The sequence below is a fragment of the Streptomyces sp. NPDC017890 genome (genome assembly GCF_044328675.1).
GTDB lineage: Bacteria > Actinomycetota > Actinomycetes > Streptomycetales > Streptomycetaceae > Streptomyces.
In genome coordinates, this window is record NZ_JBIRHU010000028.1 from 18,687 (window position 1) to 43,536 (window position 24,850).

The 24,850-nt window shown below is 71.2% G+C and carries 22 protein-coding genes and 1 tRNA gene; 10 read left to right on the top strand and 13 right to left on the bottom strand.

The features are described 5' to 3' along the window. Positions 1-13: 13 nt before the first annotated feature. A complete protein-coding gene (locus ACH4F2_RS30165) occupies positions 14-532 on the top strand; it encodes an Lrp/AsnC family transcriptional regulator (protein ID WP_398135923.1) in 519 nt (172 codons plus the stop codon). Between the two features lie 79 nt (positions 533-611). Here ACH4F2_RS30165 and ACH4F2_RS30170 read toward each other — a convergent pair whose 3' ends face one another. Continuing rightward, positions 612-1,223 carry a TetR/AcrR family transcriptional regulator gene (locus tag ACH4F2_RS30170; RefSeq protein WP_398135924.1) on the bottom strand — a complete coding sequence of 204 codons (612 nt, stop codon included), beginning with the start codon at positions 1,221-1,223 and terminating at the stop codon, positions 612-614. Further along, complete coding sequence (locus tag ACH4F2_RS30175; RefSeq protein WP_398135925.1) at positions 1,220-2,734, bottom strand: 3-hydroxyacyl-CoA dehydrogenase; 1,515 nt, start codon at positions 2,732-2,734, stop codon at positions 1,220-1,222. Before ACH4F2_RS30175 ends, ACH4F2_RS30170 begins: the two co-directional genes overlap by 4 nt. A gap of 173 nt (positions 2,735-2,907) precedes the next feature. Between ACH4F2_RS30175 and paaN the strand changes: the two genes are divergently transcribed. Further along, positions 2,908-4,599, top strand: a complete 1,692-nt coding sequence (gene paaN / locus ACH4F2_RS30180) for a phenylacetic acid degradation protein PaaN (protein WP_398135926.1) — start codon at positions 2,908-2,910, stop codon at positions 4,597-4,599. Here paaN and ACH4F2_RS30185 read toward each other — a convergent pair. The 6 genes from ACH4F2_RS30185 to ACH4F2_RS30210 all read right to left on the bottom strand — a co-directional run bounded on the left by ACH4F2_RS30185 (position 4,596) and on the right by ACH4F2_RS30210 (position 10,624). After that, complete coding sequence (locus ACH4F2_RS30185; RefSeq protein WP_398135927.1) at positions 4,596-5,387, bottom strand: TrmH family RNA methyltransferase; 792 nt, start codon at positions 5,385-5,387, stop codon at positions 4,596-4,598. The two genes, paaN and ACH4F2_RS30185, sit on opposite strands and share 4 nt — an antisense overlap. A 10-nt stretch (positions 5,388-5,397) precedes the next feature. Further along, on the bottom strand, positions 5,398-6,684 hold the full coding sequence (locus ACH4F2_RS30190; protein WP_398135928.1) for an HTTM domain-containing protein: 1,287 nt from the start codon (positions 6,682-6,684) through the stop codon (positions 5,398-5,400). Next, positions 6,681-7,583, bottom strand: a complete 903-nt coding sequence (locus tag ACH4F2_RS30195) for a DUF5819 family protein (protein ID WP_398135929.1) — start codon at positions 7,581-7,583, stop codon at positions 6,681-6,683. Before ACH4F2_RS30195 ends, ACH4F2_RS30190 begins: the two co-directional genes overlap by 4 nt. Before the next feature lie 263 nt (positions 7,584-7,846). Continuing rightward, positions 7,847-8,176, bottom strand: a complete 330-nt coding sequence (locus tag ACH4F2_RS30200; protein WP_398135977.1) for a rhodanese-like domain-containing protein — start codon at positions 8,174-8,176, stop codon at positions 7,847-7,849. Positions 8,177-8,225: 49 nt separating this feature from the next. Further along, entirely contained in the window at positions 8,226-9,041 is an 816-nt protein-coding gene (locus ACH4F2_RS30205) for a hypothetical protein (RefSeq protein WP_398135930.1), read from the bottom strand. A 62-nt stretch (positions 9,042-9,103) separates the two neighbouring features. Then, a complete protein-coding gene (locus ACH4F2_RS30210; RefSeq protein WP_398135978.1) occupies positions 9,104-10,624 on the bottom strand; it encodes a DUF2252 domain-containing protein in 1,521 nt (506 codons plus the stop codon). 420 nt (positions 10,625-11,044) lie between these two features. Between ACH4F2_RS30210 and ACH4F2_RS30215 the strand changes: the two genes are divergently transcribed. Then, a complete protein-coding gene (locus tag ACH4F2_RS30215; RefSeq protein ID WP_398135931.1) occupies positions 11,045-11,905 on the top strand; it encodes a carbohydrate-binding protein in 861 nt (286 codons plus the stop codon). Positions 11,906-12,004: 99 nt separating this feature from the next. Here the strand turns inward: ACH4F2_RS30215 and ACH4F2_RS30220 are convergent. After that, positions 12,005-12,091 (bottom strand) — tRNA-Leu (locus ACH4F2_RS30220). A gap of 534 nt (positions 12,092-12,625) precedes the next feature. Between ACH4F2_RS30220 and ACH4F2_RS30225 the strand changes: the two genes are divergently transcribed. From ACH4F2_RS30225 to ACH4F2_RS30255, 7 genes are all read left to right on the top strand, one after another. Then, entirely contained in the window at positions 12,626-13,501 is an 876-nt protein-coding gene (locus tag ACH4F2_RS30225) for an FhaA domain-containing protein (protein WP_398135932.1), read from the top strand. A gap of 10 nt (positions 13,502-13,511) precedes the next feature. Next, a complete protein-coding gene (gene fhaB, locus ACH4F2_RS30230; protein ID WP_398135933.1) occupies positions 13,512-14,027 on the top strand; it encodes an antibiotic biosynthesis regulator FhaB in 516 nt (171 codons plus the stop codon). Positions 14,028-14,171: 144 nt separating this feature from the next. Then, positions 14,172-15,719, top strand: coding sequence for a Stp1/IreP family PP2C-type Ser/Thr phosphatase (locus ACH4F2_RS30235; protein WP_398135979.1), 1,548 nt, complete (start codon positions 14,172-14,174; stop codon positions 15,717-15,719). A gap of 27 nt (positions 15,720-15,746) precedes the next feature. Further along, a complete protein-coding gene (locus ACH4F2_RS30240; RefSeq protein WP_398135934.1) occupies positions 15,747-17,183 on the top strand; it encodes an FtsW/RodA/SpoVE family cell cycle protein in 1,437 nt (478 codons plus the stop codon). After that, positions 17,180-18,652: a peptidoglycan D,D-transpeptidase FtsI family protein gene (locus ACH4F2_RS30245; protein WP_398135935.1), complete on the top strand. Its 1,473-nt coding sequence runs from the start codon at positions 17,180-17,182 to the stop codon at positions 18,650-18,652. Before ACH4F2_RS30240 ends, ACH4F2_RS30245 begins: the two co-directional genes overlap by 4 nt. A gap of 189 nt (positions 18,653-18,841) precedes the next feature. Continuing rightward, a complete protein-coding gene (gene pknB / locus ACH4F2_RS30250; protein ID WP_398135936.1) occupies positions 18,842-20,851 on the top strand; it encodes a Stk1 family PASTA domain-containing Ser/Thr kinase in 2,010 nt (669 codons plus the stop codon). A gap of 154 nt (positions 20,852-21,005) precedes the next feature. Continuing rightward, the gene (locus tag ACH4F2_RS30255) at positions 21,006-22,043 is read left to right on the top strand and encodes a restriction endonuclease (protein WP_398135937.1); all 1,038 of its coding nucleotides are present in this window, start codon (positions 21,006-21,008) and stop codon (positions 22,041-22,043) included. Positions 22,044-22,140: 97 nt separating this feature from the next. Here ACH4F2_RS30255 and ACH4F2_RS30260 read toward each other — a convergent pair whose 3' ends face one another. From ACH4F2_RS30260 to ACH4F2_RS30275, 4 genes are read right to left on the bottom strand one after another with little or no spacing between them, the layout of a single operon-like run. After that, the gene (locus tag ACH4F2_RS30260) at positions 22,141-22,914 is read right to left on the bottom strand and encodes a class E sortase (protein WP_398135938.1); all 774 of its coding nucleotides are present in this window, start codon (positions 22,912-22,914) and stop codon (positions 22,141-22,143) included. Between the two features lie 13 nt (positions 22,915-22,927). Continuing rightward, complete coding sequence (locus ACH4F2_RS30265) at positions 22,928-23,977, bottom strand: class E sortase (protein WP_398135939.1); 1,050 nt, start codon at positions 23,975-23,977, stop codon at positions 22,928-22,930. Then, positions 23,974-24,612: an aminodeoxychorismate/anthranilate synthase component II gene (locus ACH4F2_RS30270; RefSeq protein ID WP_398135940.1), complete on the bottom strand. Its 639-nt coding sequence runs from the start codon at positions 24,610-24,612 to the stop codon at positions 23,974-23,976. Before ACH4F2_RS30270 ends, ACH4F2_RS30265 begins: the two co-directional genes overlap by 4 nt. Then, complete coding sequence (locus ACH4F2_RS30275; RefSeq protein ID WP_174532177.1) at positions 24,609-24,806, bottom strand: hypothetical protein; 198 nt, start codon at positions 24,804-24,806, stop codon at positions 24,609-24,611. Before ACH4F2_RS30275 ends, ACH4F2_RS30270 begins: the two co-directional genes overlap by 4 nt. Positions 24,807-24,850 lie beyond the last annotated feature (44 nt).

Below are 24,850 nucleotides of genomic sequence, written 5' to 3' on the forward strand. Positions count from 1 at the left end.
GAGGCGGGGGGACATGGCATCTGAACAAATGGCCGAACGCCCGGAAGACGCCGGCGGCCAGGAGGAGTCCGTCGCCCCGCCGCCCCCGCGCCCGCTGGACGCGATCGACCAGGACATCCTGCGCATGCTCCAGGCGGACGGCCGCTCCTCGATACGCTCGGTCGCCGAGCGGGTGCACGTTTCGCGCGCGAACGCCTACGCGCGCATCAACCGGCTCGTCGAGGACGGCGTCATCCGCGGATTCGGCGCCCGCGTCGACCACGAGCGTGCGGGTCACGGCACGTCGGCGTACATCACCCTGAAGATCGTCCAGAATTCCTGGCGCACGGTCCGCGCCCAGCTCCGCCGGCTCCCCGGGGCCTCCCACATCGCTCTGGTGGGCGGCGACTTCGACGTCCTGCTCCTGGTGCACACCCCCGACAACCGGGCCCTGCGCGAGCTGGTGCTGACCCGGCTCCAGGCCATCCCGGAGGTGCTCAGCACCCGCACCCTGCTCGTGTTCGAGACCGAAGACCTCGAACCGCAGAGCTGACCGGCTGGCGGACCCGGCCGACCCACCGAACCCGGCCGACCCACCGGCCCGGCCACCACCCGCCCCGGCCACCGACGGCTCAGGAGCCCTTGCGCAGCCCTCCGAACACCAACCGCGCCACCGCGTCGACCACTTCGCGCTCACCCGCGCCACCCCTGCCGTCGGGGCCGTCGGGGCCGTCGGGCCGGTACCACTCGACGATCGAGTTGATCATGCCGAAGACCAGGCGCGTCGCGAGCCGTACCTCCACGTCCGCGCGGACGTCCCCCTCGGCCGCCGCGGCCTTCAGCAGATCCGCCACCCGGTGGTCGAACTCGCGCCGCCGCTCCAGCGCCCACCGCTCGGTGCCCGTGTTACCGCGCACCCGCAGCAGCAGCGTCACGTAGGGCAGCTCGGCCATGAGCACCTCGACCATGCGCCGCACGACGTACTCCAGCCGCTCGGCGGCGGACCCCACGCGCGCGTGCTCCTCGTCGAGGATCCCGAAGAGCTCGTCCAGGGCCCGGCTCACCGCCCGGCGCAGGAGTTCCTCCTTGCCCGTGACGTGGTGGTAGATCGACGACTTGGAGATGCCGGCCGCCTTGGAGAGGTGCTCCATGGAGGTGCCGTCGTAGCCGCGCTCGATGAAGACCTGCACGGCCACGGACAGCAGCGTCTCGGGCGTGTACGTGTCGCGCCTGGCGGTGGTCATGAGCGGGTGTCCTCCCCTGCGTCGGATGCGTGCGCGTGGCGGTAGAGCGCGAGGGACGGCGCGTACCGTCCCGAGGGCTCACGCACGTGCAGGTCCTCGAGCAGCCCGTACGCCCAGTGGCGGCCGAGCCGGTCGCTCCACTCGATGGGGCCGAGCGGGTAGTTGACGCCCAGCCGCATCGCGGTGTCGACGTCCTCCCTGGTGGCCACGGCCTGGGCGACCACATCGTGTGCCAGGCAGACGATCCGCGCGACCGTACGCGCGACGATCATGCCGGGAGCGTCGCCGATGACGCTGACCTCCTTGCCGAGCGCCTGGAAGAGGCCGGTGGCCTCGGCGAGCGTCCGGGGCGGCAGGGCCGGGTGGGAGGACAGGGCGATACGGGTGGCCCGCCGGTAGTCGAGCGCGAGGTCGAAGTGGACGACGTCACCGAGCTCGCCCGAGGTCTGCCCGTCGGCGAGGAGGAGCCGGCCACCGCCGGGCAGGACGAGCGACCCGCTGCCGCCGTCCTCCTCGCGGACCTCGATGCCGGCCTCACGGATCAGCGTGACCAGCTCGGCGGCCGGCCCCAGGCCGCCCTCGACGACGACGTGGGCGGGACGGTCGGCCGGTTCGGCGGTGTGCGGCTCGGGCCGCCCGGCCCCGTCGCGGTAGTCGTACCAGCCCTGACCGCTCTTGCGGCCGAGCCTGCCGGACTCCACGAGGCGGCGCTGGGCGAGCGACGGTGCGAAGCGCACGTCCTGGAAGAACGCCTGCCACACGGAGTGCGTGACGGACTCGTTGACGTCCTGCCCGATGAGGTCGGTCAGCTCGAAGGCGCCCATCCGGAAGCCGCCGGACTCGCGCAGCACGGCGTCGATGGTGGCCGGGTCGGCCACCTGGTCCTCATGGACCGCGAAAGCCTCGGCGTAGAAGGGCCGGGCGACGCGGTTGACGATGAAGCCGGGGGTGTCCGCGCAGGCGACCGGGGTCTTGCCCCAGGCGCGGGCCGTGTCGTACGCGCGCGTGGCCGACGCGACATCGGTGGCGAACCCGGAGACCACCTCCACCAGCGGCAGCAGCGGCGCGGGGTTGAAGAAGTGCAGGCCGACGAAGCGGCCGGGGACGCGGAGCGCGCCGCCGACGGCGGTGACGGACAGGGAGGAGGTGTTGGTGGCGAGCAGGCAGTCGTCGCCGACGACGTCCTCCAGCGCACGGAAGAGTTCCTGCTTGACGTCCAGCCGCTCCACGACCGCCTCGACGACCAGCGCGCAGCCGGCGAGTTCGGCGAGGGCCCCGGCGGGCTCCAGCCGGGCACGGGCCGCGTCCCGCTCGGCGCCGGTGAGCCGTTCCTTCTCGACGAGCCGGTCGAGCCGGGCGCCGATCGCGTCGGCCGCTTCCCGGGCCCGCCCGGGGACGGCGTCGTACAGCCGTACGGGGTGGCCCGCGACCAGCGCCACCTGGGCGATGCCCTGGCCCATGGTGCCGGTGCCGACGACGGCCACGGGGCTGCTGAGGTCGAGTGCTGTCATGTGCGCGATCCTCCCGCACGGGGTTTTCCACGGATGCGGCGGTCCCCCTTGTCCCGACCGATCGTTCGGTTACTCTAGCCGTGTCCGCCTGTTCCCGCTCAGGTTTCCCCCAGGTTCCGAACTCGACGCCGGAGTCGACGGCGAGTTCGGGAGAGACGAGGAGTTGGTCCCGCATGGCCGCCGAACTCACCGCGCACCAGCTGATCGACCGGCACCGGCCGACCCTGGACCAGGCGCTGGAGACGATCCGCACGCGCGCGTACTGGTCCCCCCACCCCGAACACCCCAAGGCCTACGGGGCGAACGGCAGCCTGGACACGGCCGCGGGCAAGGCCGCCTTCGACGCCCTGCTCGGCACCCGCCTCGACCTCGGCCAGCCCGGCACCGACGACTGGGTGGGCGGCGAGGTCTCCCCGTACGGCGTCGAGCTGGGCGTCACGTACCCGCACGCGGACCTCGACGTACTGCTGCCCGCCATGAAGGCCGGGCAGAGGGCGTGGCGGGACGCGGGCGCGGAAGCGCGCGCGATGGTCTGCCTGGAGATCCTGAAGCGGATCGCGGACCGGACGACGGAGTTCGCCCAGGCGGTCATGCACACTTCCGGGCAGGCCTTCATGATGGCCTTCCAGGCAGGCGGCCCGCACGCTCAGGACCGCGGCCTGGAGGCGGTGGCCTACGCGTACGTGGAGCAGGTCCGCACCCCGGACACGGCGGAGTGGACCAAGCCGCAGGGCAAGCGCGATCCGCTGGCGCTGACCAAGCAGTTCACGCCGGTACCGCGCGGCGTCGGCCTCGTCATCGGCTGCAACACCTTCCCGACGTGGAACGGCTACCCGGGCCTGTTCGCCTCCCTCGCCACCGGCAACGCGGTCCTGGTCAAGCCGCACCCGCGCGCGGTGCTGCCGCTCGCGCTCACCGTCCAGGTGGCCCGCGACGTCCTCGCCGAGGCCGGCTTCGACCCGAACCTGGTCGCGCTGGCCGCCGAGCGCCCCGGCGAGGGCATCGCCAAGACCCTGGCGACCCGCCCCGAGATCCGGATCATCGACTACACCGGCTCCACCGCCTTCGGCGACTGGCTGGAGGCCAACGCCCGCCAGGCCCAGGTCTTCACGGAGAAGGCCGGCGTCAACACGGTGATCGTGGAGTCGACCGACGACTACCAGGGGATGCTCGCCAACCTGGCGTTCTCGCTGTCCCTCTACAGCGGCCAGATGTGCACCACCCCGCAGAACCTGCTGATCCCCCGCGACGGCATCCGCACCGACCAGGGCGACAGGACCTACGACGAGGTGACCGCCGACCTGGCGCGCGCCGTGGACGGCCTCCTCGGCGACGACGCCCGCGCGAACGCCCTGCTCGGCGCGATCGTCAACCCGGACGTCAAGGCCCGGCTGGAGGCCGCCGCCGGCCTCGGCGAGGTCGCCCTGGCCTCCCGCGAGGTGACCAACCCCGACTTCCCGGACGCGGTCGTACGCACCCCGGTGATCGTCAAGCTGGACGGCGCCAAGCCCGACGACGAGGCCGCCTACACCAGCGAGTGCTTCGGTCCCGTCTCGTTCGCCGTCGCCGTCGACTCCGCGACCCACGCCGTGGACCTGCTGCGCCGCAGTGTCCGGGAGAAGGGCGCGATGACGGTGGGCGCGTACACGACCGACCCGGAGGTCGAGCAGGCCGTGCGGGAGGCCTGCCTGGAGGAGGCCGCCCAGCTCTCCCTCAACCTCACCGGCGGGGTGTACGTCAACCAGACGGCCGCCTTCTCCGACTTCCACGGCTCCGGCGGCAACCCGGCGGCCAACGCCGCGCTGTGCGACGGGGCGTTCGTCGCCAACCGCTTCCGGGTGGTGCAGGTGCGCCGCCAGGCCTAGGAGCCCTGGGCCGCGCCCCCGGTCGCGCTCCAGTGGTACAGCGTCATGGCCACACTGGTCGCGAGGTTGTAACTGGAGACCTGGGGGCGCATCGGCAGCGCCACCAGGTGGTCGGCACGCGCGCGCAGCTCCCGCGACAGCCCGCTGCGCTCCGAGCCGAACGCGAGCAGCGCGTCGTCCGGCAGCCTCAGCCCGCGGATGTCCTCGCCCTCCGGGTCCAGCGCGAACACCGGCCCCGGCGGCAGTTCCCCGACGTCCAGCCGCTCCACGGCGGTCGCGAAGTGCAGCCCCGCCCCGCCGCGCACCACGGTGGGATGCCACGGGTCGAGCGTGCCCGTGGTGACCACACCGGTCGCCCCGAAACCGGCGGCCAGCCGGATCACCGCCCCCGCGTTGCCGAGGTTGCGCGGCTGGTCGAGGACCACGACGGGCGTACGGCGGGGCGTGTGCGCCAGTGCCCGCAGGTTGCCCGTACGCGAGGGCCGTACGGCCAGGGCGGCCACCGCGGTGGGATGCGGCCGGGCGACGAGGGACGCGTACACCTCCTGCGGCACCTCGGCCAGCAGACCGTCCAGCGCGTCCCGTACGTCGGGTGCCAGCTCGTCGGCGAGGGCCAGGGTGCCCGCGCGGTCACCGGTGACGGCCACCGGGACCTCGGCTCCGAAACGGAGCGCGTGCTTGAGGGCGTGGAAGCCGTCGAGCAGCACGCAGGGTCCGGCATGCCGGCGCCAGGCGGCCAGCGGGGCGAGCTCGGGGCCGGGACGGGAGTCGGGGTCGGGGCCGGTCATGCCCCGAAGCCTACGTGCGTGTACTCGGAGCCCTCTTGTCCGCGGGCCCCCCTGCGTCCTTCCGGTCCTGACCGCCCTCGTGGGCACGGGGACCGGGCACCGCCGCCGTACCGCCCTCCCCGCGCCCGTGCGTCGGCCAGGCCGGCCGGCGGGCGGACAGCCGGGCCGGCGGCCGGCCTCGCGCGCGTGCCGCCCAGTCTCCCAGGCGGCGCAGGAAGGAGGTCGGCAGGAAGACCGCGTCCGCGGCGATCATCGCCAGCGAGAAGAACGGCAGCCCGAGCACCACGGCGATCACCGCGTGCTCGGTCATCATGGCGGCCAGCAGCACGTTCTTGACCCGCCGGTTGAACAGCGTGAACGGGAACGCGACCTGCACGGCGACCGTGCCGTAGGTGATGAGCAGGACCATCGTGCCGTTGGCGGCCAACGCGTCGGAGAGGGCCGGCCAGGGCGTGAAGTAGTCGAGGTTGAGCGGGTAGTAGACCGCGGTGCCGTCCTGCCAGCGGGAACCCTGGATCTTGTACCAGCCCGCGGTCGCGTAGATCAGACACGCCTCGGCCATGATCACGACCAGTGCGCCGTTGTGCACGATGTCGGCGACCACGTCGAGCAGGATCCGCGGCTCGCCGCTCCTGGCCCAGCGCCCCACGGCCCACCACAGGCCCTGCGCGGCCCACACCGCCCACAGCAGCGCCGGAACGAACCAGTCGCCGTCCATCCCGCCCGCCAGGGTCATGGTGAGCAGCACGAACCCGAACACGGACCACAGCGCCGGCCCCACCCGGTCCACGACACGCTCCCCACGCGCGCGTGCCGCACCCGCCCGCCGTGCCCGGCGCGCGTCCAGCGACCACACCTGGCCGCAGCGCGTCAGGACCAGGTAGATGCTCATCAGGTGCAGGACGTTGTCGCCGCCGTCCCCCATGAAGACGCTGCGGTTCTGCAGCGAGAGCACGCCGACCATGAAGAGAACGGACATGGTCCGGGTGCGCCAGCCCAGCAGGAGCAGCACACTGCTCAGCACGGCCAGCGCGTAGACGATCTCGAACCAGGCCCGCCCGTCCGACCACATCAGCGCCGTGAAGGCGCCGTTGTCCCCGATCAGCTGCTCGGCGAGGTCGTGGCTCCAGGGCCCGTCCGGGCCGTACAGCTCGTGGCGGTGGGGCAGTTCACGCACCAGGAAGAGCAGCCAGGTGGCGCTGAAGCCGATGCGTATCACCGCGGTCTGGTACGGCCCGAGCGCGGCGCCGGTGACACGGGCGATGCCGCGGGAGACGGAGAGGGCGATGCCGTTCACGCGGCGCCCCCTTCCTTCGCGGTGCCGTCGTCCGTGCCGTCGTCCTCCGTGTCGCCGGGCACCGGCCACCAGGGCAGCTCGCGGTAGACCGGGCGGTCGGAGACCGTCTCACCGCTCCACCGGGGCGGTGCCACGCTGGTGGTCCGGGAACGGTACTGGACGCGCTCGACGACACCGCCCGGCCCGGCGGCCTCGTTGCGGTCCAGGCGCAGGACCGCGATGCGCCGCAGATAGGTCTCGGACAGTGTGCCCCGCAGGCCCACCGGACGGTTGTCGGAGTCGTGGGTGGCGACGAAGAAGTCCCAGGCCCGGCGGAGTTCGTTCTGCTGGGTGTGGCTCGGCAGCGGATTGCCGTCGATGTTCCGGCCGTCCTCCGCGGACAGGTCGTACCAGCCGGTCGTCCGTATCGCGCCGTCCGCCGTGGTGACCTCGGCGCGGAGCTGGACGGAGATGTTCTGCTGGAGCGGGTTGGGCGCGAACAGCTTCCAGTTCTGCTCGAACTCCGGGTAGACCCATTCGTCGACCGCTGCGCCGTGCTGCTTGGTGAGGGTGTTCGACGGGGCGACGTGCAGGAACACCAGGCCTATGTGGGCGCAGACGGCGACGGCGACGACCGCGAGAGCGACCACGGCACCGGCCTGGTAGCGCGGGGAGAGCGCGGCGACACCCGTACGGGCCTCCGCGGTCGCCGGTCCGGACTCCGACACATCCGCCGCATCCGACCCATCCTGCCCATCCTGCCCATTCGGCCTATCCAGCCCGTTCGGCATATTCGGCCCATCGGGCCAGTTCAGCGCGTCCGACGCGTCAGGCGCATACGCCACGTCCGGCGCATCCGGGCCCTCCTGCCCGTGCCGCCCCTCCCGGGAGGCGTTCGAGCCTGTGTCGTACGCGTCCATCACGCCCCGTTCCGGTCCCGACCGTCGTTCCGCCCGCACCGCCGCGGGGCCCCGCGCGCCACTCGTGCGGCTGCCCGGCAGCGTTCGAACGGGAACGGTACTCAGGACCGTCCGCCCGCACAGCCCCGGCGGACCGATCACATCCCGGCCGTCACCACACCGTCACCGCGCGCCGACGCCCGCGGCGCCCCGGAGACGCCCCGGAGACGACCCGGGCACGACCGGACGCGACCCGAAACAGCCCGGAGACGACCCGAACGGCCCTAGATGACGTGCCCCGGCTCACCCTTCCCGTCCACCACGGGCCGGCCGGCGGCGGCCCACACCTGCATACCGCCGTCGACGTTCACGGCGTCGACACCCTGCTGGACCAGGTACATGGTGACCTGGGCCGAGCGCCCGCCGGACCGGCAGATCACGTGGACCCGGCCGTCCTGCGGCGCGTTCTCGGTCAGCTCACCGTACCGGGCCACGAACTCGCTGATGGGAATGTGCAGCGCCCCGGCGGCGTGACCGGCCTGCCACTCGTCGTCCTCGCGGACGTCCAGCAGGAAGTCGCCGTCCTTGAGGTCCGTGACCTCGACCGTGGGCACACCAGCTCCAAAACTCATGTCCCAGACGCTACCCGAGCCGCCACCGGGCTCAGTCCTGCCCGAGCACCGCGGCCAGCTCGGCCTCCCGCTCCCGCACCTGGGCCGTCAGCTGCTCGGCGATCTCCTCCAGCAGCCGGTCGGGGTCGTCCGGGGCCAGCCGGAGCATGCCGCCGATCGCGCTCTCCTCCAGTTCCTTGGCGAGCAGCGTGAGCATCTCCTTGCGCCGGTCGAGCCATTCGAGGCGGGCGTACAGCTCCTCGCCGCGGCTCGGGCGCCGCTCGGGCGCCGGTCCCGCCGCCCACTCCTCGGCCAGCTCCCGCAGCAGGCCCGCGTCGCCACGGGCGTAGGCGGCGTTGACGCGTGTGACGAACTCCTCGCGCCGGGCCCGCTCCTCGTCCTCCTGCGCCAGGTCGGGGTGGGCCTTGCGGACCAGCTCGCGGTAGAGCTTGCGGGCCTCCTCGCCGGGCCGCACCCGCTGCGGGGGGCGTACCGCCTGGTCCGTGAGCATCGCCGTGGCCTCCGGGAACAGCCCGTCCCCGTCCATCCAGCCGTTCAGCAGCTCCTCGACCCCGGGGATGGGCATCAGCCGGGCCCGCGCCTCGTCGGCGCGGCGCAGGTCGTCGGCGTCACCGGTGCGGGCGGCCCTGGCCTCCAGGATCTGCGCCTCCAGCTCCTCGAGCCGCGCGTACACCGGCCCGAGCCGCTGTTCGTGCAGGCGGGAGAAGTTCTCGACCTCCACGCGGAAGGTCTCCAGCGCGATCTCGTACTCGATGAGTGCCTGCTCGGCGGCCCGTACGGCCTGTTCCAGCCGTTCCTCGGGACGCGGCGCACCCCCCTGCTCGGGCTCAGCTTCCGGCGTCGTCACCCGACCAGCCTAGGCCACGTGCGGCCCGCCCCTCCGGTGTGCCCGGCGGGCCGAGGGGCCCCTCACACGCCCAGCTCCGCCGGGACCCGCCCCGCCCGCACTCCGGCCACCAGCTCCGCGTGGTCGGCCTCCGTGCGGTCGGCGTAGGCCACGGCGAAGGCGGCCACCGCCTCGTCGAGCTCGTCGTTCTTGCCGCAGTAGCCGGCGACGAGCCGCGGGTCGGCGCTGTGCGCGTGGGCGCGGGCCAGCAGGGCGCCGGTCATGCGGCCGTAGTCGTCCATCTGGTCGGCGGCGAGGGCAGCGGGGTCGACGCTGCCCTTGCGGTTGCGGAACTGCCGCACCTGGAACGGCCGCCCGTCGACCGACGTCCAGCCCAGCAGGATGTCGCTGACCACCTGCATCCGCTTCTGCCCCATGACCACCCGGCGCCCCTCGTGCGCGACCTTTGGGGTGTCGAAGCCGGCCGTCGCCAGGTGGGGCAGCAGCGCGGAGGGCCGGGCCTCCTTCACCTGGAGCACGAGCGGTTCACCGCGGTGGTCCAGGAGCAGCACGACGTACGACCGGGTGCCCACGCTGCCGGTGCCCACGACCCGGAAGGCGACGTCGTGCACCGCGTACCGGGCCAGCAGCGGCAGCCGGTCCTCGGAGAGCGTGGCCAGGTACGGCTCCAGGGCGGCGGCGACCGACGCCGCCTCCCCGGCCGGTACGCGCCGCAGCACCGGCGGGGCGTCCACGAAGCGCCGCCCGCCGTCCTCGGTGGACTCGGTGGACCTGGCCGCGAAACGCCCGCTGGTGTTGGCCCGCGCCTTCTCGGAGACCCGCTCCAGCGTGCCGAGCAGATCGTGGGCGTCGGTGTGGGAGACGAGCTCCTCGTCCGCGATGGCGTTCCAGGCGTCCAGTGCGGGGAGCCTGGCGAGCAGCCGCATGGTGCGCCGGTAGGCGCCCGCCGTGTCGTGCGCGGCCTCGCGGCAGGTGTCCTCGTCGGCGCCGGCCTCCCGGCCCGCGAGGACGATCGATGCGGCGAGCCGCTTGAGGTCCCACTCCCAGGGGCCGTGGACCGTCTCGTCGAAGTCGTTGAGGTCGATGACCAGGCCGCCGCGGGCGTCGCCGTAGAGGCCGAAGTTGGCGGCGTGCGCGTCGCCGCAGATCTGGGCGCCGATCCCCGTCGTCGGCGTACGCGCCAGGTCGTACGCCATCAGCCCCGCCGACCCGCGCAGGAAGGCGAACGGCGTGGCCGCCATCCGCCCGGCGCGTATCGGAGTGAGCCCGGGTATCCGGCCGCGGTTGGACTCCTCGACCGCGCTCACCACGTCCGGCCGGGAGGGGTCCGGGTCGAGGACGGCGTGCGCGGACCGCGGAACGCGCGTGCGCAGCGCCCTGCCCTCCGCCTTCGGCGAGCCACCGACGGGCCACCACGCGAACCCCGGCACGACCGGCACCCGCGCGCCCTCACCGGCCTCCGTACGCACAAGCGCCCCCGCCGTACCCGCAACCGCCCCAACCTTCCCAGCCGCCCCAGCCGTCCCCGCGGCCCCCGCGGCCCCCGAAGCGTCTGCCGCCGTCCCTGCCGCCGTCCCCGTCATCGCCCCGGCCACCGCCCCCGTCGTCGTCCCGCCCATACCGGCCGCCCTCCCCGTACTCGTAACCGTGCCGCGCCCGTCACCGAGCCGTGCCCGCATCCGCGCCCGGTCCGTCCGCCGGCGCCGGCGCGCCACGACCGTACCCCCGGGCGAACCGCCCGTACACGGTCCCCGCCCAGCCCCGCCCCGCCGCCGCATAACGCCGGGCAGAGGGCGGAACAGGAGGTGCCCGGGCCCCCACCGGCGCACTTACGGTTTCCAGCGATCACCACGGAACGCGCCCGTCGAAGCAACGACAGCAGCCTGCCCCGCGCCGGCGGGCGCGTTCCCTGTCCTCGACGTCCCGGATGCCGCACGTCCCGTCCCCTCACCGAGGGACCACTCCACCAAGAGACCGAGAGACCGAAGAGACCGAGGAACCCCATGACCTCCGAAACCCCCACCACCCCCGACGACCCCGGCACCGGCGCCGACCCCGGCATCAGCCGCAAAACGCTGCTCAGGGCGGCCGTCGCGGCCGGCGCCGCCGTGCCGCTGCTCGCCACCGGCTCCATCGCGCTCGCCCGGGACACCGCCCGCTCCTCCACCGGACAGACCCTGGCACCGACCCCCTTCTGCGACGACGGCGACGACCCGACGCCCGACCAGATGGAGGGCCCCTACTTCAAGCCGAACTCCCCGCTGCGCACCAGCCTGGTGACACCCGGCACCGCCGGTACCCGGCTGACCGTCACCGGCTACGTCTTCGGCCGCAACTGCGTCCCGCTGCCCGGCGTGCTCCTCGACTTCTGGCAGGCCGACAACGCCGGCGCCTACGACATGGCCGGATACACCTTCCGCGGCCACCAGTTCACCGACGCCTCCGGCGCGTTCACCCTGCAGACGATCGTCCCCGGCCTCTATCCGGGCCGCACCCGGCACATCCACGTCAAGGCGCAGGCACCCGGCGAACCCGTGCTGACCACCCAGCTCTATTTCCCCGGCGAGCCCCGCAACAACACGGACGCGCTGTTCGACCCGGCGCTGCTGATGAACGTCCGCGACGCCGGCGGCGGCAGGCAGGGGAGCTTCGACTTCGTCCTGAACGTGGACGGCGGTCCGGGCCCCGACCCCACCGACCCGCCCACCGACCCCCCGAGCGGCACCTGGGCGGCGGGCCGCTCCTACTCCGCCGGTGACCGGGTGACGTACGGCGGCGGCGCGTACCGCTGCCTCCAGGCGCACACCTCGATGACGGGCTGGGAGCCGCCAAACGTGCCCGCCCTGTGGCGCGCCGGGGCCTGAGACCTTCCTCACAACCCATCGCACCCCGTGACACCGCGCCTGACACCGCGTCCGGGTACGCGGAAGCCCCCCAGGTCCGAGACCTGGGGGGCTTCCGGCTGGTGCGCGAGGGGGGAGTTGAACCCCCACGCCCTTGCGGGCACTGGAACCTGAATCCAGCGCGTCTGCCTATTCCGCCACCCGCGCATTGGGTGTGTCTTCCGGCTCCGTCCTTGCGGTGCGGCGCCTTCCGACACGAGAACATTAGCACGCTGGAACGGGTGGATTCACATCCCTTGTCGCCGGTCGGGCCGGGGCTCCCGCGGCCCTCGGGCACTCGCCGCGGCCCGTGGCCGTTCACGTATCAACCTCGTACCGGTCGGGCTCGTCTCCCGGGAGCCGGTAGGGGTCCGCGGCCAGGTGCGGGACACTGGTCTGCGGCCGCCTCTACGATCCTGGGCATGAGTACCTGCGGGAGCATCCCGAAGGGCCTCGGGCGTTCGAAGAGGAGCACCGGCGGGAACTCCGAGAGGCGTCGACACCTGTCGACCGGGCCGACAGGGGGAACCAGCCGATCGACCGGCGCGTGGATACGATCAGTAAGCAGTACCAGGTAAGCAGTGCGCGGGTGAGCGGTTCGCCCGTAAGCAGTACGGGAGACAGCGGTACACAGGGCAGCGGTACGCAAGGCAGCAGTACGCAAGACAGCGGACAGGACGGCAGCGACGGAGGAGGTGCCCCATGGGAGTCCTGAAGAAGTTCGAGCAGCGTCTCGAAGGTCTGGTCAACGGCACCTTCGCGAAGGTGTTCAAGTCCGAGGTGCAGCCCGTGGAGATCGCGGGAGCGCTCCAGCGCGAATGCGACAACAACGCGACCATCTGGAACCGCGACCGCACCGTCGTACCCAATGACTTCATCGTGGAGCTGAGCACGCCCGACTTCGAGCGCCTCAGCCCCTACTCCGGCCAGCTCGGCGACGAGCTCGCCGGCATGGTGCGGGACTACGCCAAGCAGCAGCGCTACACCTTCATGGGACCGATCAAGGTCCACCTGGAGAAGGCGGACGACCTCGACACCGGCCTGTACCGGGTGCGCAGCCGTACGCTCGCCTCCACCGGCAACCAGCAGGGCGGCCCGCCCTCCGCGGGCCCCACGGCACCCCCCGCTCCCACCGGGCGGCCCGGCGGCCCGGGCGGTGGCTACGGCTACCCGCAGCCCGCCACCCCCGCGGGCGCCCCGCCCATGCCGGCCGCGCCGCCACCCGGCGGACGCCCCGGCGGCTACCCGCAGCCGGCGGGCGGCCAGCAGCCCCCGGCCGCACCCGCGTCCGGCGGACGCACCCGCCACTGGATCGAGATCAACGGCACCCGCCACCAGATCTCCCGCGCGACCCTCGTACTCGGACGCAGCACCGAGGCCGACGTGCGGATCGACGACCCCGGCGTCTCCCGCAGGCACTGCGAGATCCGGACCGGAACGCCCTCGACGATCCAGGATCTCGGCTCCACCAACGGCATCGTGGTGGACGGGCAGCACACCACCCGCGCTACGCTCCGCGACGGCTCGCGGATCGTCGTGGGCAGCACCACCATTCTCTATAGGCAAGCCGAAGGGTGATCCGGGGGCAATGTCAGAGCTGACCCTCACGGTCATGCGGCTGGGTTTTCTCGCCGTACTGTGGCTGTTCGTGATCGTGGCCGTGCAGGTCATCCGCAGCGACCTGTTCGGTACGCGGGTCACCCAGCGCGGAGCGCGGCGCGACGCCGCCCGACCGCAGCAGGCCGCGCGCCAGGGCCAGGCGCCTCCACCGCAGCGCCAGCAGCCCAGCGGCGGACGGGGCCGCCGCGGCGCGCCCACCAAACTGGTCGTCACGGAGGGCACCCTCACCGGCACCACCGTTGCCCTCCAGGGCCAGACCATCACGCTCGGCCGGGCACACGACTCGACCATCGTGCTGGACGACGACTACGCCTCCAGCCGCCATGCCAGGATCTACCCGGACCAGAACGGCCAGTGGATCGTCGAGGACCTGGGCTCCACCAACGGCACCTACCTGGACCGGTCCCGGCTGACGACCCCCACACCGATCGGGCCGGGATCGCCGATCCGCATCGGCAAGACCGTCATCGAGCTGCGGAAGTAGTGCTACACCAATGAAACAGCGCGAGCGGAGCGAGCACGCAACGGTGGCCGGCACTCCGGGCCCCGGCGCGCTCCCGACCGGAGGGTGGGCAGTGTGGCTCGACACGACCGGCTGTACCAGGAGCAGCCGACGGGCGAGGTGGGCATGAGTCTGTCACTGCGCTTCGCCGCCGGATCACACAAGGGCATGATCCGCGAGGGCAACGAGGACTCCGGTTACGCCGGACCCCGCCTGCTCGCCATCGCCGACGGCATGGGCGGCCAGGCCGCCGGTGAGGTCGCCTCCTCCGAAGTGATCTCCACCATCGTCGCCCTCGACGACGACGTGCCCGGCTCCGACATCCTCACCTCCCTCGGCACCGCCGTGCAGCGCGCCAACGACCAGCTGCGGCAGATGGTCGAGGAGGACCCCGCCCTCGAAGGCATGGGCACCACCCTCACCGCCCTGCTGTGGACCGGCCAGCGCCTCGGCCTCGTCCACGTCGGCGACTCCCGCGCCTACCTCCTGCGCGACGGCGTCCTCACCCAGATCACCCAGGACCACACCTGGGTGCAGCGCCTCGTCGACGAAGGACGCATCACCGAGGAGGAGGCGGGCACCCACCCGCAGCGCTCCCTGCTGATGCGCGCCCTCGGCAGCGGCGACCACGTCGAACCCGACCTGTCCATCCGCGAGGTACGGGCCGGCGACCGCTACCTCATCTGCTCCGACGGACTCTCCGGCGTCGTCTCCCACCAGACGATGGAGGACACCCTCGCCAGCTACCAGGGCCCCCAGGAGACCGTTCAGGAGCTGATCCAGCTCGCCCTGCGCGGCGGCGGCCCCGACAACATCACCGTCATCATCGCCGACGTCCTCGACCTCGACACCGGCGACACCCTCGCCGGGCAGCTCTCCGACACCCCGATCGTGGTCGGCGCCGTCGCCGAGAACCAGGCCCAGTTCGGCGACAACGGCATCATGCAGACCCCGGCCGGCCGCGCCGCCGGCCTCGGCCGCCAGGGCGGACAGCGCGGCGGGGGCGGCGAGTTCGGCCCGCCCGGCAGCGGCGACACCACCGGCTACATCCCGGCCGGCGACTTCGACGACTACGGCCCCGACGACTTCGTCAAACCCCGTAAGAACCGCAAGTGGCTGAAGAGATCCCTCTACACCGTGCTCGCCCTCGCCGTCATCGGCGGCGGCACGTACGGCGGCTGGCGCTGGACCCAGACCCAGTACTACGTCGGCACCAAGGACGACCACCTCGCGCTGTACCGGGGCATCAGCCAGGACCTCGCCTGGGTCTCGCTCTCGAAGGTCCAGAAGGACCACCCCGAGATCGAACTCAAGTACCTGCCGCCCTACCAGCAGAAGCTGGTCGAGGCCACCATCCCCGAGAGCGACCTGGCCGACGCCCGGGCGAAGATCGAGGAACTGGCGGTCCAGGCCTCCGCCTGCAAGAAGCAGGCCGACCGGCGCACCGCTCAGACCGAGAAGAACGCGAAGACGGGCGAGGGCGAGGCCGGAGGCACCACGGGAACCACCCCCGCCTCCTTCACGTCCAAGGCCTCACCGACCCCGAACCCGTCGGGATCACCGAAGGCCCCCGAATCGTCCGAGACCCCGTCCACGACCGCACCCACTCCAGGCCCCGGCCCGACCCTCTCGGAGGAAGAGCAGAAGGTCGTCTCGCTGTGCGGTAAGCAGTAGGCAAGCCGTGAGAGGCCCTGTCACACGATGAGCAGTACTTCCAACTCGCCGACGCACCACACGTCCACGATCGGCGCCATCGGCGCCCCGAGCCGGCGCAACACCGAGCTGGCTCTGCTCGTGTTCGCCGTCGTCATCCCGGTCTTCGCCTACGCCAACGTGGGACTGGCCATCAACGACGAGGTGCCCGCCGGCCTGCTGAGCTACGGCCTCGGCCTCGGCCTCCTGGCCGCTGTCGGCCACCTCGTCGTCCGCAAGTTCGCCCCGTACGCGGACCCGCTGATGCTGCCCCTGGCCACCCTGCTCAACGGCCTCGGGCTCGTCGCCATCTGGCGCCTCGACCAGTCCGAACTGCTCCAGAGCATCGACCAGGCCGGCAACGCCGCACCCCGCCAGCTGATGTACACCGCGATGGGCATCGCCCTGTTCGTCGCCGTGATGATCTTCCTCAAGGACCACCGCGTCCTGCAGCGCTACACCTACATCTCCATGGTCGGCGCCCTGGTCCTGCTGCTGCTCCCCCTGGTGCCGGGCCTCGGCAAGAACGTCTTCGGCGCCCGGATCTGGATCCAGGTCGGCTCCTTCTCCATCCAGCCCGGCGAGTTCGCCAAGATCGTCCTCGCGATCTTCTTCGCCGGCTACCTCATGGTGAAACGCGACGCGCTCGCCCTGGCCAGCCGCCGCTTCATGGGCCTCTACCTGCCCCGCGGCCGCGACCTCGGCCCGATCCTCGTCGTCTGGGCGATCTCGATCCTCATCCTCGTCTTCGAGACCGACCTCGGCACCTCGCTGCTCTTCTTCGGCATGTTCGTGATCATGCTGTACGTCGCCACCGAGCGGACCAGCTGGATCGTCTTCGGCCTGCTGATGTCCGGCGCCGGCGCCGTCGGCGTGGCCAGCTTCGAACCCCACATCCAGCAGCGCGTCGACGCCTGGCTCGACCCGATGCGCGAGTACACACTCTCCCGCGCCGGCCAGGGAGGCCACTCCGAACAGGCCATGCAGGCCCTGTGGGCCTTCGGCTCCGGCGGCACCCTCGGCACCGGCTGGGGCCAGGGCCACTCCGACCTCATCCGCTTCGCCTCCAACTCCGACTTCATCCTCGCCACCTTCGGCGAGGAACTCGGCCTCGCCGGCCTCATGGCACTGCTCCTGCTCTACGCGCTGATCGTGGAACGCGGCGTGCGCACCGCCCTCGCCGCCCGCGACCCGTTCGGCAAGCTCCTCGCCATCGGCCTCTCCGGCGCCTTCGCCCTCCAGGTCTTCGTCGTCGCCGGCGGCGTCATGGGCCTCATCCCGCTCACCGGCATGACCATGCCCTTCCTGGCCTACGGCGGCTCCTCCGTCATCGCCAACTGGGCCCTGATCGGCATCCTGCTGCGCATCAGCGACACGGCACGCAGACCGGCACCCGCCGCGCCCGCCAACCCCGATGCCGAAATGACCCAGGTGGTCCGACCGTGAACAAGCCACTGCGCCGAATCGCGATCTTCTGCGGCCTCCTCGTCCTCACCCTGCTCATCCGCGACAACTGGCTCCAGTACGTCCAGGCGGACGAGCTCAAGGAGGACGAGCACAACCGCCGCGTCGCCATCGAGCGGTACGCCAGCCCGCGCGGCGACATCATCGTCGACGGCCAGGCCATCACCGGCCACGCCACCACCGACGGCGACTTCAAGTACAAGCGCACCTACAAGGACGGCGCCATGTGGGCGCCGGTGACCGGCTACGTCTCCCAGGCCTACGGCGCCACCCAGCTCGAAGCCATCGACGACGGCATCCTCACCGGCAACGACGACCGGCTCTTCTTCCGCAACACCCTCGACATGGTCACCGGCAAGAAGCGCGAAGGCGGCAACGTCGTCACCACCCTCAACGGCGCCGCGCAGAAGGCCGCCTACGACGGCCTGAAGAAGCAGGGCGCCAAGGGAGCCGTAGTCGCCCTGGAACCGTCCACGGGCAAAATCCTCTCGATGGCCTCCTACCCGTCGTACGACCCCTCGTCGATCGCCGGCGGCAGCACCGCAGACGGCGAGGCCTGGGACAAGCTCCAGAAGAAGAACAACCCCGACGACCCGATGCTCAACCGCGCCCTGCGCGAGGTCTACCCGCCCGGCTCCACCTTCAAGGTGCTCACCGCCGCGGCCGCCCTGGAGCACGGAAAGTACGACTCGGCGGACGAGAAGACCGACTCCCCCCTGCCCTGGACGATGCCCGGCACCACCACCGAGCTGCCCAACGAGGGCGACCTCCCCTGCGAGAACGCCACCCTCCGCGAAGCACTCCGCGTGTCCTGCAACACCGTCTTCGGCAAGATCGGCTCCGACCTCGGCAACGACAAGATGCTCGAGACCGCCAAGGAGTTCGGCTTCACCGAGGAGCAGTTCGTCCCCGTCCGCTCCAGCGCCTCCGTCTTCTCCGACGACATGAACGAGTCGCAGACCGCGCTCTCGGCCATCGGCCAGTACAACACCGCCGCCACCCCCCTGCAGATGGCCATGGTCACCTCGGCCATCGCCAACAACGGCACCCTGATGAAGCCGTACATGGTCGACGAACTCCAGGACCCGGGCCTCGACACCATCGAGAAGACGGACCCCGAGGAGATGAGCAAGCCGCTCTCCGCGGACAACGCCCAGATCCTCCAGTCGATGATGGAGACCGTCGTCAAGGACGGCACGGGAACCAACGCACGGATCGACGGCGTCACCGTCGGCGGCAAGACCGGCACCGCACAGCACGGCGTCGACAACAGCGAGAACCCCTACGCCTGGTTCATCTCGTACGCCAAGGGCGACGACGGCAGCGCGCCCGTCGCCGTGGCCGTGGTGATCGAGGACGAGAACGCCGTCCGCGACGACATCTCCGGCGGCGGACTCGCGGCGCCGATCGCGAAGAACGTCATGGAGGCCGTCATCGAAAGCAAGAAGTGACCGCGCCATGAACGGGACGTGACTCCGCTCACGTCCCCTTCACATCGGCGCACGTTGCGATACCGGTCCTGTATCGGCTGCCAGGCTTGGCCAAGTCACACAAAGCAAGCCGGGTACCGTAGGCCGGACGGCAGCCTCCGACCGTACAAGCATGCCGGTCGGGACCGACGGAGAGGGCTGGTAGTAACCATGGAAGAGCCGCGTCGCCTCGGCGGCCGGTACGAGCTGGGCCCGGTGCTCGGCCGTGGTGGCATGGCGGAGGTTTACCACGCACATGACACCCGGCTCGGACGCCAGGTAGCGGTGAAGACGCTCCGCGCGGACCTCGCGCGCGACCCGTCCTTCCAGGCCCGCTTCCGCCGGGAGGCCCAGTCGGCCGCCTCGCTCAACCACCCCGCGATCGTGGCGGTCTACGACACGGGCGAGGACTACATCGACAACGTGTCGATCCCGTACATCGTCATGGAGTACGTCGACGGCTCCACACTCCGTGAGCTGCTCCACTCCGGCCGCAAACTGCTGCCGGAGCGGACCCTGGAGATGACCATCGGCATCCTCCAGGCCCTGGAGTACTCGCACCGCGCCGGCATCGTCCACCGCGACATCAAGCCCGCCAACGTCATGCTGACGCGGGGCGGCCAGGTCAAGGTCATGGACTTCGGCATCGCCCGCGCCATGGGCGACTCCGGCATGACGATGACGCAGACCGCCGCGGTCATCGGCACCGCCCAGTACCTCTCCCCGGAACAGGCCAAGGGCGAGCAGGTCGACGCCCGCTCCGACCTGTACTCCACGGGCTGCCTGCTCTACGAGCTGCTGACCGTACGCCCGCCCTTCGTCGGCGACTCCCCGGTCGCCGTCGCCTACCAGCACGTCCGCGAGGAACCGCAGGCGCCCAGCGTCTTCGACCCCGAGATCACGCCCGAGATGGACGCGATCGTGCTGAAGGCCCTGGTCAAGGACCCCGACTACCGCTACCAGTCGGCCGACGAGATGCGCGCCGACATCGAAGCCTGCCTCGACGGCCAGCCCGTCGGCGCCACCGCCGCGCTGGGCGCCATGGCCGCGGGCGGCTACGGCGCCTACCCCGACGACCAGCCGACCACCGCCCTGCGCTCCGACGCCGGCGCGGGCGCCACGACGATGCTGCCGCCCATGAACGCGGACGACGGCGGCTACGGCTACGACGACCGCCCCGACCGGCGCCGCCAGCAGCCCCGCAAGTCGAACACCTCCACGATCTTCCTGATCCTGGCCGGCATCCTCGTCCTCGTCGGCGCCATCCTCATCGGCAAGTACGCCATCGGCGGAGGAGGAGGGCCCGGCAACGACAAGGTCGCTGTGCCCGGCTTCATCGGCCAGACGCAGAAGGACGCCGAGCAACTGGCGACCAACGCCGACCTGGAACTGGCCTTCACGCAGAAGCCCTGCGAGGACCAGAAGAAGGGCAGCATCTGCTCCCAGGACCCCAAGCAGGGCACCGAGGTCGACAAGAAGTCCACCGTCAACCTCGTCGTCTCGACCGGCGCGCCGAAGGTCGCCGTGCCGAACGTCATCGACAAGAACATCGACGAGGCCACCCAGCAGCTCGAGGACAAGGGCTTCGTCGTCGAGCAGAAGCAGACCGAGTCCTCCCAGGACGAGGGCACCGTCCTCAGCCAGAACCCCGACCCGGGCAACGAGCTCGAGAAGGGCTCCACGGTGACCCTGGAGGTCGCCAAGGCCGCGGAGAAGGCCACAGTGCCCGACGTGCTCGGCCGGTCCTGTGAAGAAGCGACGTCCCAGATGGAGAACAGCGACCTGGTCGCCACCTGCACGGAGCAGCCCACGACCGACCCGAACCAGGCCGGCAAGGTCATCTCCACCACGCCGCAGTCCGGGCAGCAGGTCGACAAGGGCTCGCAGGTGACGATCGCCATCGGCAAGGTCGCGGAGAAGACGAAGGTCCCGGAGGTCCGCGGTCAGTCCCTCGCGCAGGCCCGTCAACTCCTGCAGCAGAGCGGCTTCACCAACGTCCAGGTCGCCCCCAACGCCCCGGGGGACGACAACGCGACGGTGATCGCCATGGACCCGCAGCCCGGCAGCGAGGTCGACGACCCGGCCGCCACACAGATCACCCTCACGACCATGGGTGGCAACGGAAACGGCGGCGGGAACAACGGCGGCGGCTTCATCGGCGGCCTGCGCGGCGACGACTGACGCGTCCGCTCGCCCCGAACGGCCAGAGCCCCGGCCCCTCAGCGTTCACGGAGGGACCGGGGCTCTGTCGTGCGCGCCACCGGGAATCGATCGTGCCTTCGCATGTCACGACTCGTTGACTCTGCGTGACCGCACGACCCGCCCGAGGAGACACATGATCAGCGAAGCCGCCCTACTGGAATCGCCGGCCCTGCGCGGCAGCGTGCTGGAGCGCACGGACGTACTCGACAAGGTGAAAGCGCTGTCACTGCTACCGGACGGTATGCACGTGACGACGGCGATGGTGGCGACGTACTTCGGCGTCACCACTGAAGCCATCCGTCAGCTCAAGGCACGGCACCGTGAGGAGCTGTCGAGCAATGGAATGCTGACACTGCAAGGCCCTGAGCTCGCACAATTCAAGCGTGACACCTTGTCACGCTATCCGGGAGGTTATCCACAGCCCCGGTCAAGCCTCACCCTCTACTCGCGTCGTTCGGTGCTCAACATCGCCATGCTGCTCCGCGACAGCGAAGTCGCACGTCAGGTGCGCGTCTACCTCATGGACATGGAGTACCTGACCCGCACACAGCCTGTGGACAGCCCAGCCCCCGCTTCCGTGGAACTCGACGCCCGCATCGACGAGCGCATCACCCACATCCTCGGCAGGACCGTCGTGCCGATGTTCAACGCGCTGATCGCCACGTCCGGTGAACACCGTCGCGAGCTCATCGAACTCCGCGCGGACATCGAAAACGTCGAGCGCAAGCTCTGCTGGCACCACAGGCGCCTCGCCACCCTGGAAGGGGACGCCCCCGCCGACCACGTCAGGTCCACACTCAAGGCCATGACCTGGAAGGCGTTCGAGCACCACGTAGCCGATCTGCTGCGCCGGGACGGCTGCATCGACGTCGTCGTACGGCAGGCCCGCACCGACCGGGGCATCGACATCACCGGCCGCACCGCGGACGGACGTACGGTGGCCGTCCAGTGCAAGAACCGGGCCGGCCGCTGGACCGTGCCCAGCGCCGACATGCAGAAGTTCGCCGGCGCGGCACGCGCCATCGGCCAGGTGGACGTCGCTCTCTTCGTCGCCACGTGCAATTTCAGCCACGAGTCGGAGGCGATCGCCAAACTCACCGGAGTGATCACCGTGAACCGCGAGGAGCTGGAGGCCTGGAGCGCCGGAGTGCGCCTCGAAGCACTGCGTTGAGCACCTCGACAAGAGGCCCGAAGCCGCAAAAGGAAGTTGCGGCTTCGGGCCTCCGTCATGTTAGAGGACCGAGGTCCCTCCGGGACTCAGGTCCACCTCACCGCAGCTCCACCGGCGGGGTCCGCTCCCCGTCCACCTTCTCCGTACGCACCAGTTCCCCCCACACCACGTACCGGTACCGGCTCGTGTACACCGGCGTGCAGGTCGTCAGCGTGATGTAGTGGCCGGCCTTCTTCCTGCCGGACTCCTCGGGGACCGGGTCGAGGACCCTGACGTTGTACTTCGACGTCTCGGGAAGGACCGCGTAGGTCTTGTAGACGTACCACTTGTCCTTCGTCTCGAAGACGATCGGGTCCCCCTCCTCGATCTTGTCGATGTTGTGGAACTTCGCCCCGTGCCCGTCCCGGTGGGCCGCCAGGGAGAAGTTGCCCTCCTTGCCCGACGCCGGCAGCGCCGACCGGACCGGGTCGGTGTAGTAGCCGGCCACGCCGTCGTTGAGGACCTTCATCGACGTGCCCTTCTCCACCAGGATGTCGCCGTTCCCCATCGCCGGCACGTGCAGGAAGCCGATGCCCGCCTTCGTGTCCAGCGTTCCCGGGCCGTCCGTGCCGACCCTGTCCTGGGCCCAGTTGTCGCGGACCTTGTCGCCCTGCTTGTCCGCCGCGCGGTCGGCGACCACGTTCGTCCACCACAACGAGTAGGCGACGAACAGGCCCAGCACCAGGCCCGCGGTGATCAGGAGCTCGCCGAAGACGCTGACGGCCCGCGCGACGAACCGCCCGGGCCCGCGGCCACGGCCGCGTGCCGCGGCTACCGGCCGGCCGGCCGCGCCGGACTGCTCTTCGTGCTCCGTGTCGGTGGTCGCTGCCACTGGTCATCCGCCCTTAACTGACGAGCGCATCCGGCTTGCCCTTGCTGCGCGGCCGTTCCTCGACCATCTTGCCCCACACGATCATCCGGTACTTGCTCGTGAACTCCGGCGTGCAGGTGGTGAGGGTGATGTACCGGCCGGCTTCCTTGAAACCCGACTGCTTCGGCACCGGGTCGAGGACGCTGACATTGCTCGGAGACGTCACCGGCAGGATCGACGCCATCTTGTAGACGAAGTACTCGTCCTGCGTCTCCACGACGATCGGGTCGCCCGGGCTCAGCTTGTTGATGTACCGGAACGGTTCACCATGCGTGTTGCGATGCCCCGCCAGCCCGAAGTTGCCCGCCTTCGCCTCCGGCATCGCCGTCTTCAGCGCGCCCTCCGCGTAGTGCCCGACCATTCCCCGGTCCAGCACCTTCTCGTCGTCGATGCCCTCCGCGATCGGCACCACCACGTCCAGCTTGGGAATGTGCAGCAGCGCGAACCCCTGCCCCGGCTCGAAGGTCCCCGGGTTCCGCTTGCCGCTCGCCCAGTCCTCCTGGAGGTTGTTCGCCGCCTTGTCCGCCTGGGCCTGCGCCCGCACGTTCGTCCACCACAACTGGTACGTCACGAACAGCAGCATCAGCACGCCGGAGGTGATGAAGACCTCGCCGATCACCCGGCTCGCGATCACAGCCGCACCCGGCTTGCGCGCACGGGCCTGCCGACGCGCCTCAACGCGCGACAGAGGCGCTTTCGGAGCTCCGTCCGACTCCGGTGCCGCCGACGGCTCCCGGGAAGCCCCACGGCGCCCGTGACGCCGTTTCGCGGCCTTCCTGCGTGCCGCGCGCCCACCACCCGCAGGACCACCCACGGGGGAAGCGGAAGCCCTCCGCTCCGGCCGCGCCGCCGGAACCCGCAGCGCCACCGTCTCGTCGTCGGCGACCGGCCGGTACGCCCCCTCCGGAGAGAAGTCCTCGTACCGGCCGTCCCCGAACGCACCGGAGTTCCCGTACGGCTGCACGTACGGACCCCCCTGGTCACCGGCCGCGCCGGACTCGCGCTCGGGGCGCAGCGCGGTCACGCCGTGGCCCTGCCCACCACCGGGGCGAGCCCCGCCGACCTCGCCACCGCGTCCTGGTCGCCGCACTCCACCAGCCAGTTGGCCAGCATCCGGTGCCCGTGCTCGGTCAGCACCGACTCCGGATGGAACTGCACGCCCTCGACGGGCAGTTCACGGTGGCGCAGCCCCATCACGATCCCGTCGTGCGTACGGGCCGTCACCTCCAGCTCCGCCGGCACCGTGGCCGGCTCCGCCGCCAGCGAGTGGTAGCGCGTCGCCGTGAAGGGAGAGGGCAGTCCCGCGAAGACGCCCCGGCCCGCGTGCTCGACCGGCGAGGTCTTGCCGTGCAGCAGCTCCGGAGCCCGGCCCACCACACCGCCGTACGCCACCTGCATCGACTGCATGCCCAGACAGACACCGAAGACCGGCACCCCGGTCGCCGCGCAGTGCCGCACCATCTCGACACACACGCCCGCCTGCTCCGGCGTACCAGGGCCCGGCGACAGCAGCACGCCGTCGAAACCGTCCTGGGCGTGCGCCGTCGACACCTCGTCGTTGCGGAGCACCTCGCACTCGGCGCCCAGCTGGTACAGGTACTGCACCAGGTTGAAGACGAAGCTGTCGTAGTTGTCGACGACGAGGATGCGCGCGCTCACTGGTTGTCCACCGTCACATCGTTGAAGGGAAGCAGCGGTTCGGCCCACGGGAAGACGTACTGGAAGAGGACGTAGACCACGGCCACCGCCAGCACGAGCGAGAGCAGCGCCTTCACCCACGCGTTCCCCGGCAGATGCCGCCAGATCCAGCCGTACATGCCGTCCCTTCCGTCGCACCACGGCGCCAGACTCACGCCGTACGGCACCAGACTAACGGCGCGAGGCCCTCCGGAACGGT

Coding starts and splice junctions, on each gene's coding strand:
- ACH4F2_RS30185 (WP_398135927.1), bottom strand. CDS start 5,387: ATGACCGGCCCCGACCCCGACTCCCGTCCCGGCCCCGAGCTCGCCCCG.
- ACH4F2_RS30225 (WP_398135932.1), top strand. CDS start 12,626: ATGGGAGTCCTGAAGAAGTTCGAGCAGCGTCTCGAAGGTCTGGTCAAC.
- fhaB (WP_398135933.1), top strand. CDS start 13,512: ATGTCAGAGCTGACCCTCACGGTCATGCGGCTGGGTTTTCTCGCCGTA.
- ACH4F2_RS30215 (WP_398135931.1), top strand. CDS start 11,045: ATGACCTCCGAAACCCCCACCACCCCCGACGACCCCGGCACCGGCGCC.
- ACH4F2_RS30195 (WP_398135929.1), bottom strand. CDS start 7,583: ATGGACGCGTACGACACAGGCTCGAACGCCTCCCGGGAGGGGCGGCAC.
- paaN (WP_398135926.1), top strand. CDS start 2,908: ATGGCCGCCGAACTCACCGCGCACCAGCTGATCGACCGGCACCGGCCG.
- ACH4F2_RS30235 (WP_398135979.1), top strand. CDS start 14,172: ATGAGTCTGTCACTGCGCTTCGCCGCCGGATCACACAAGGGCATGATC.
- ACH4F2_RS30255 (WP_398135937.1), top strand. CDS start 21,006: ATGATCAGCGAAGCCGCCCTACTGGAATCGCCGGCCCTGCGCGGCAGC.
- ACH4F2_RS30165 (WP_398135923.1), top strand. CDS start 14: ATGGCATCTGAACAAATGGCCGAACGCCCGGAAGACGCCGGCGGCCAG.
- ACH4F2_RS30175 (WP_398135925.1), bottom strand. CDS start 2,734: ATGACAGCACTCGACCTCAGCAGCCCCGTGGCCGTCGTCGGCACCGGC.
- pknB (WP_398135936.1), top strand. CDS start 18,842: ATGGAAGAGCCGCGTCGCCTCGGCGGCCGGTACGAGCTGGGCCCGGTG.
- ACH4F2_RS30170 (WP_398135924.1), bottom strand. CDS start 1,223: ATGACCACCGCCAGGCGCGACACGTACACGCCCGAGACGCTGCTGTCC.
- ACH4F2_RS30240 (WP_398135934.1), top strand. CDS start 15,747: ATGAGCAGTACTTCCAACTCGCCGACGCACCACACGTCCACGATCGGC.
- ACH4F2_RS30210 (WP_398135978.1), bottom strand. CDS start 10,624: ATGACGGGGACGGCGGCAGGGACGGCGGCAGACGCTTCGGGGGCCGCG.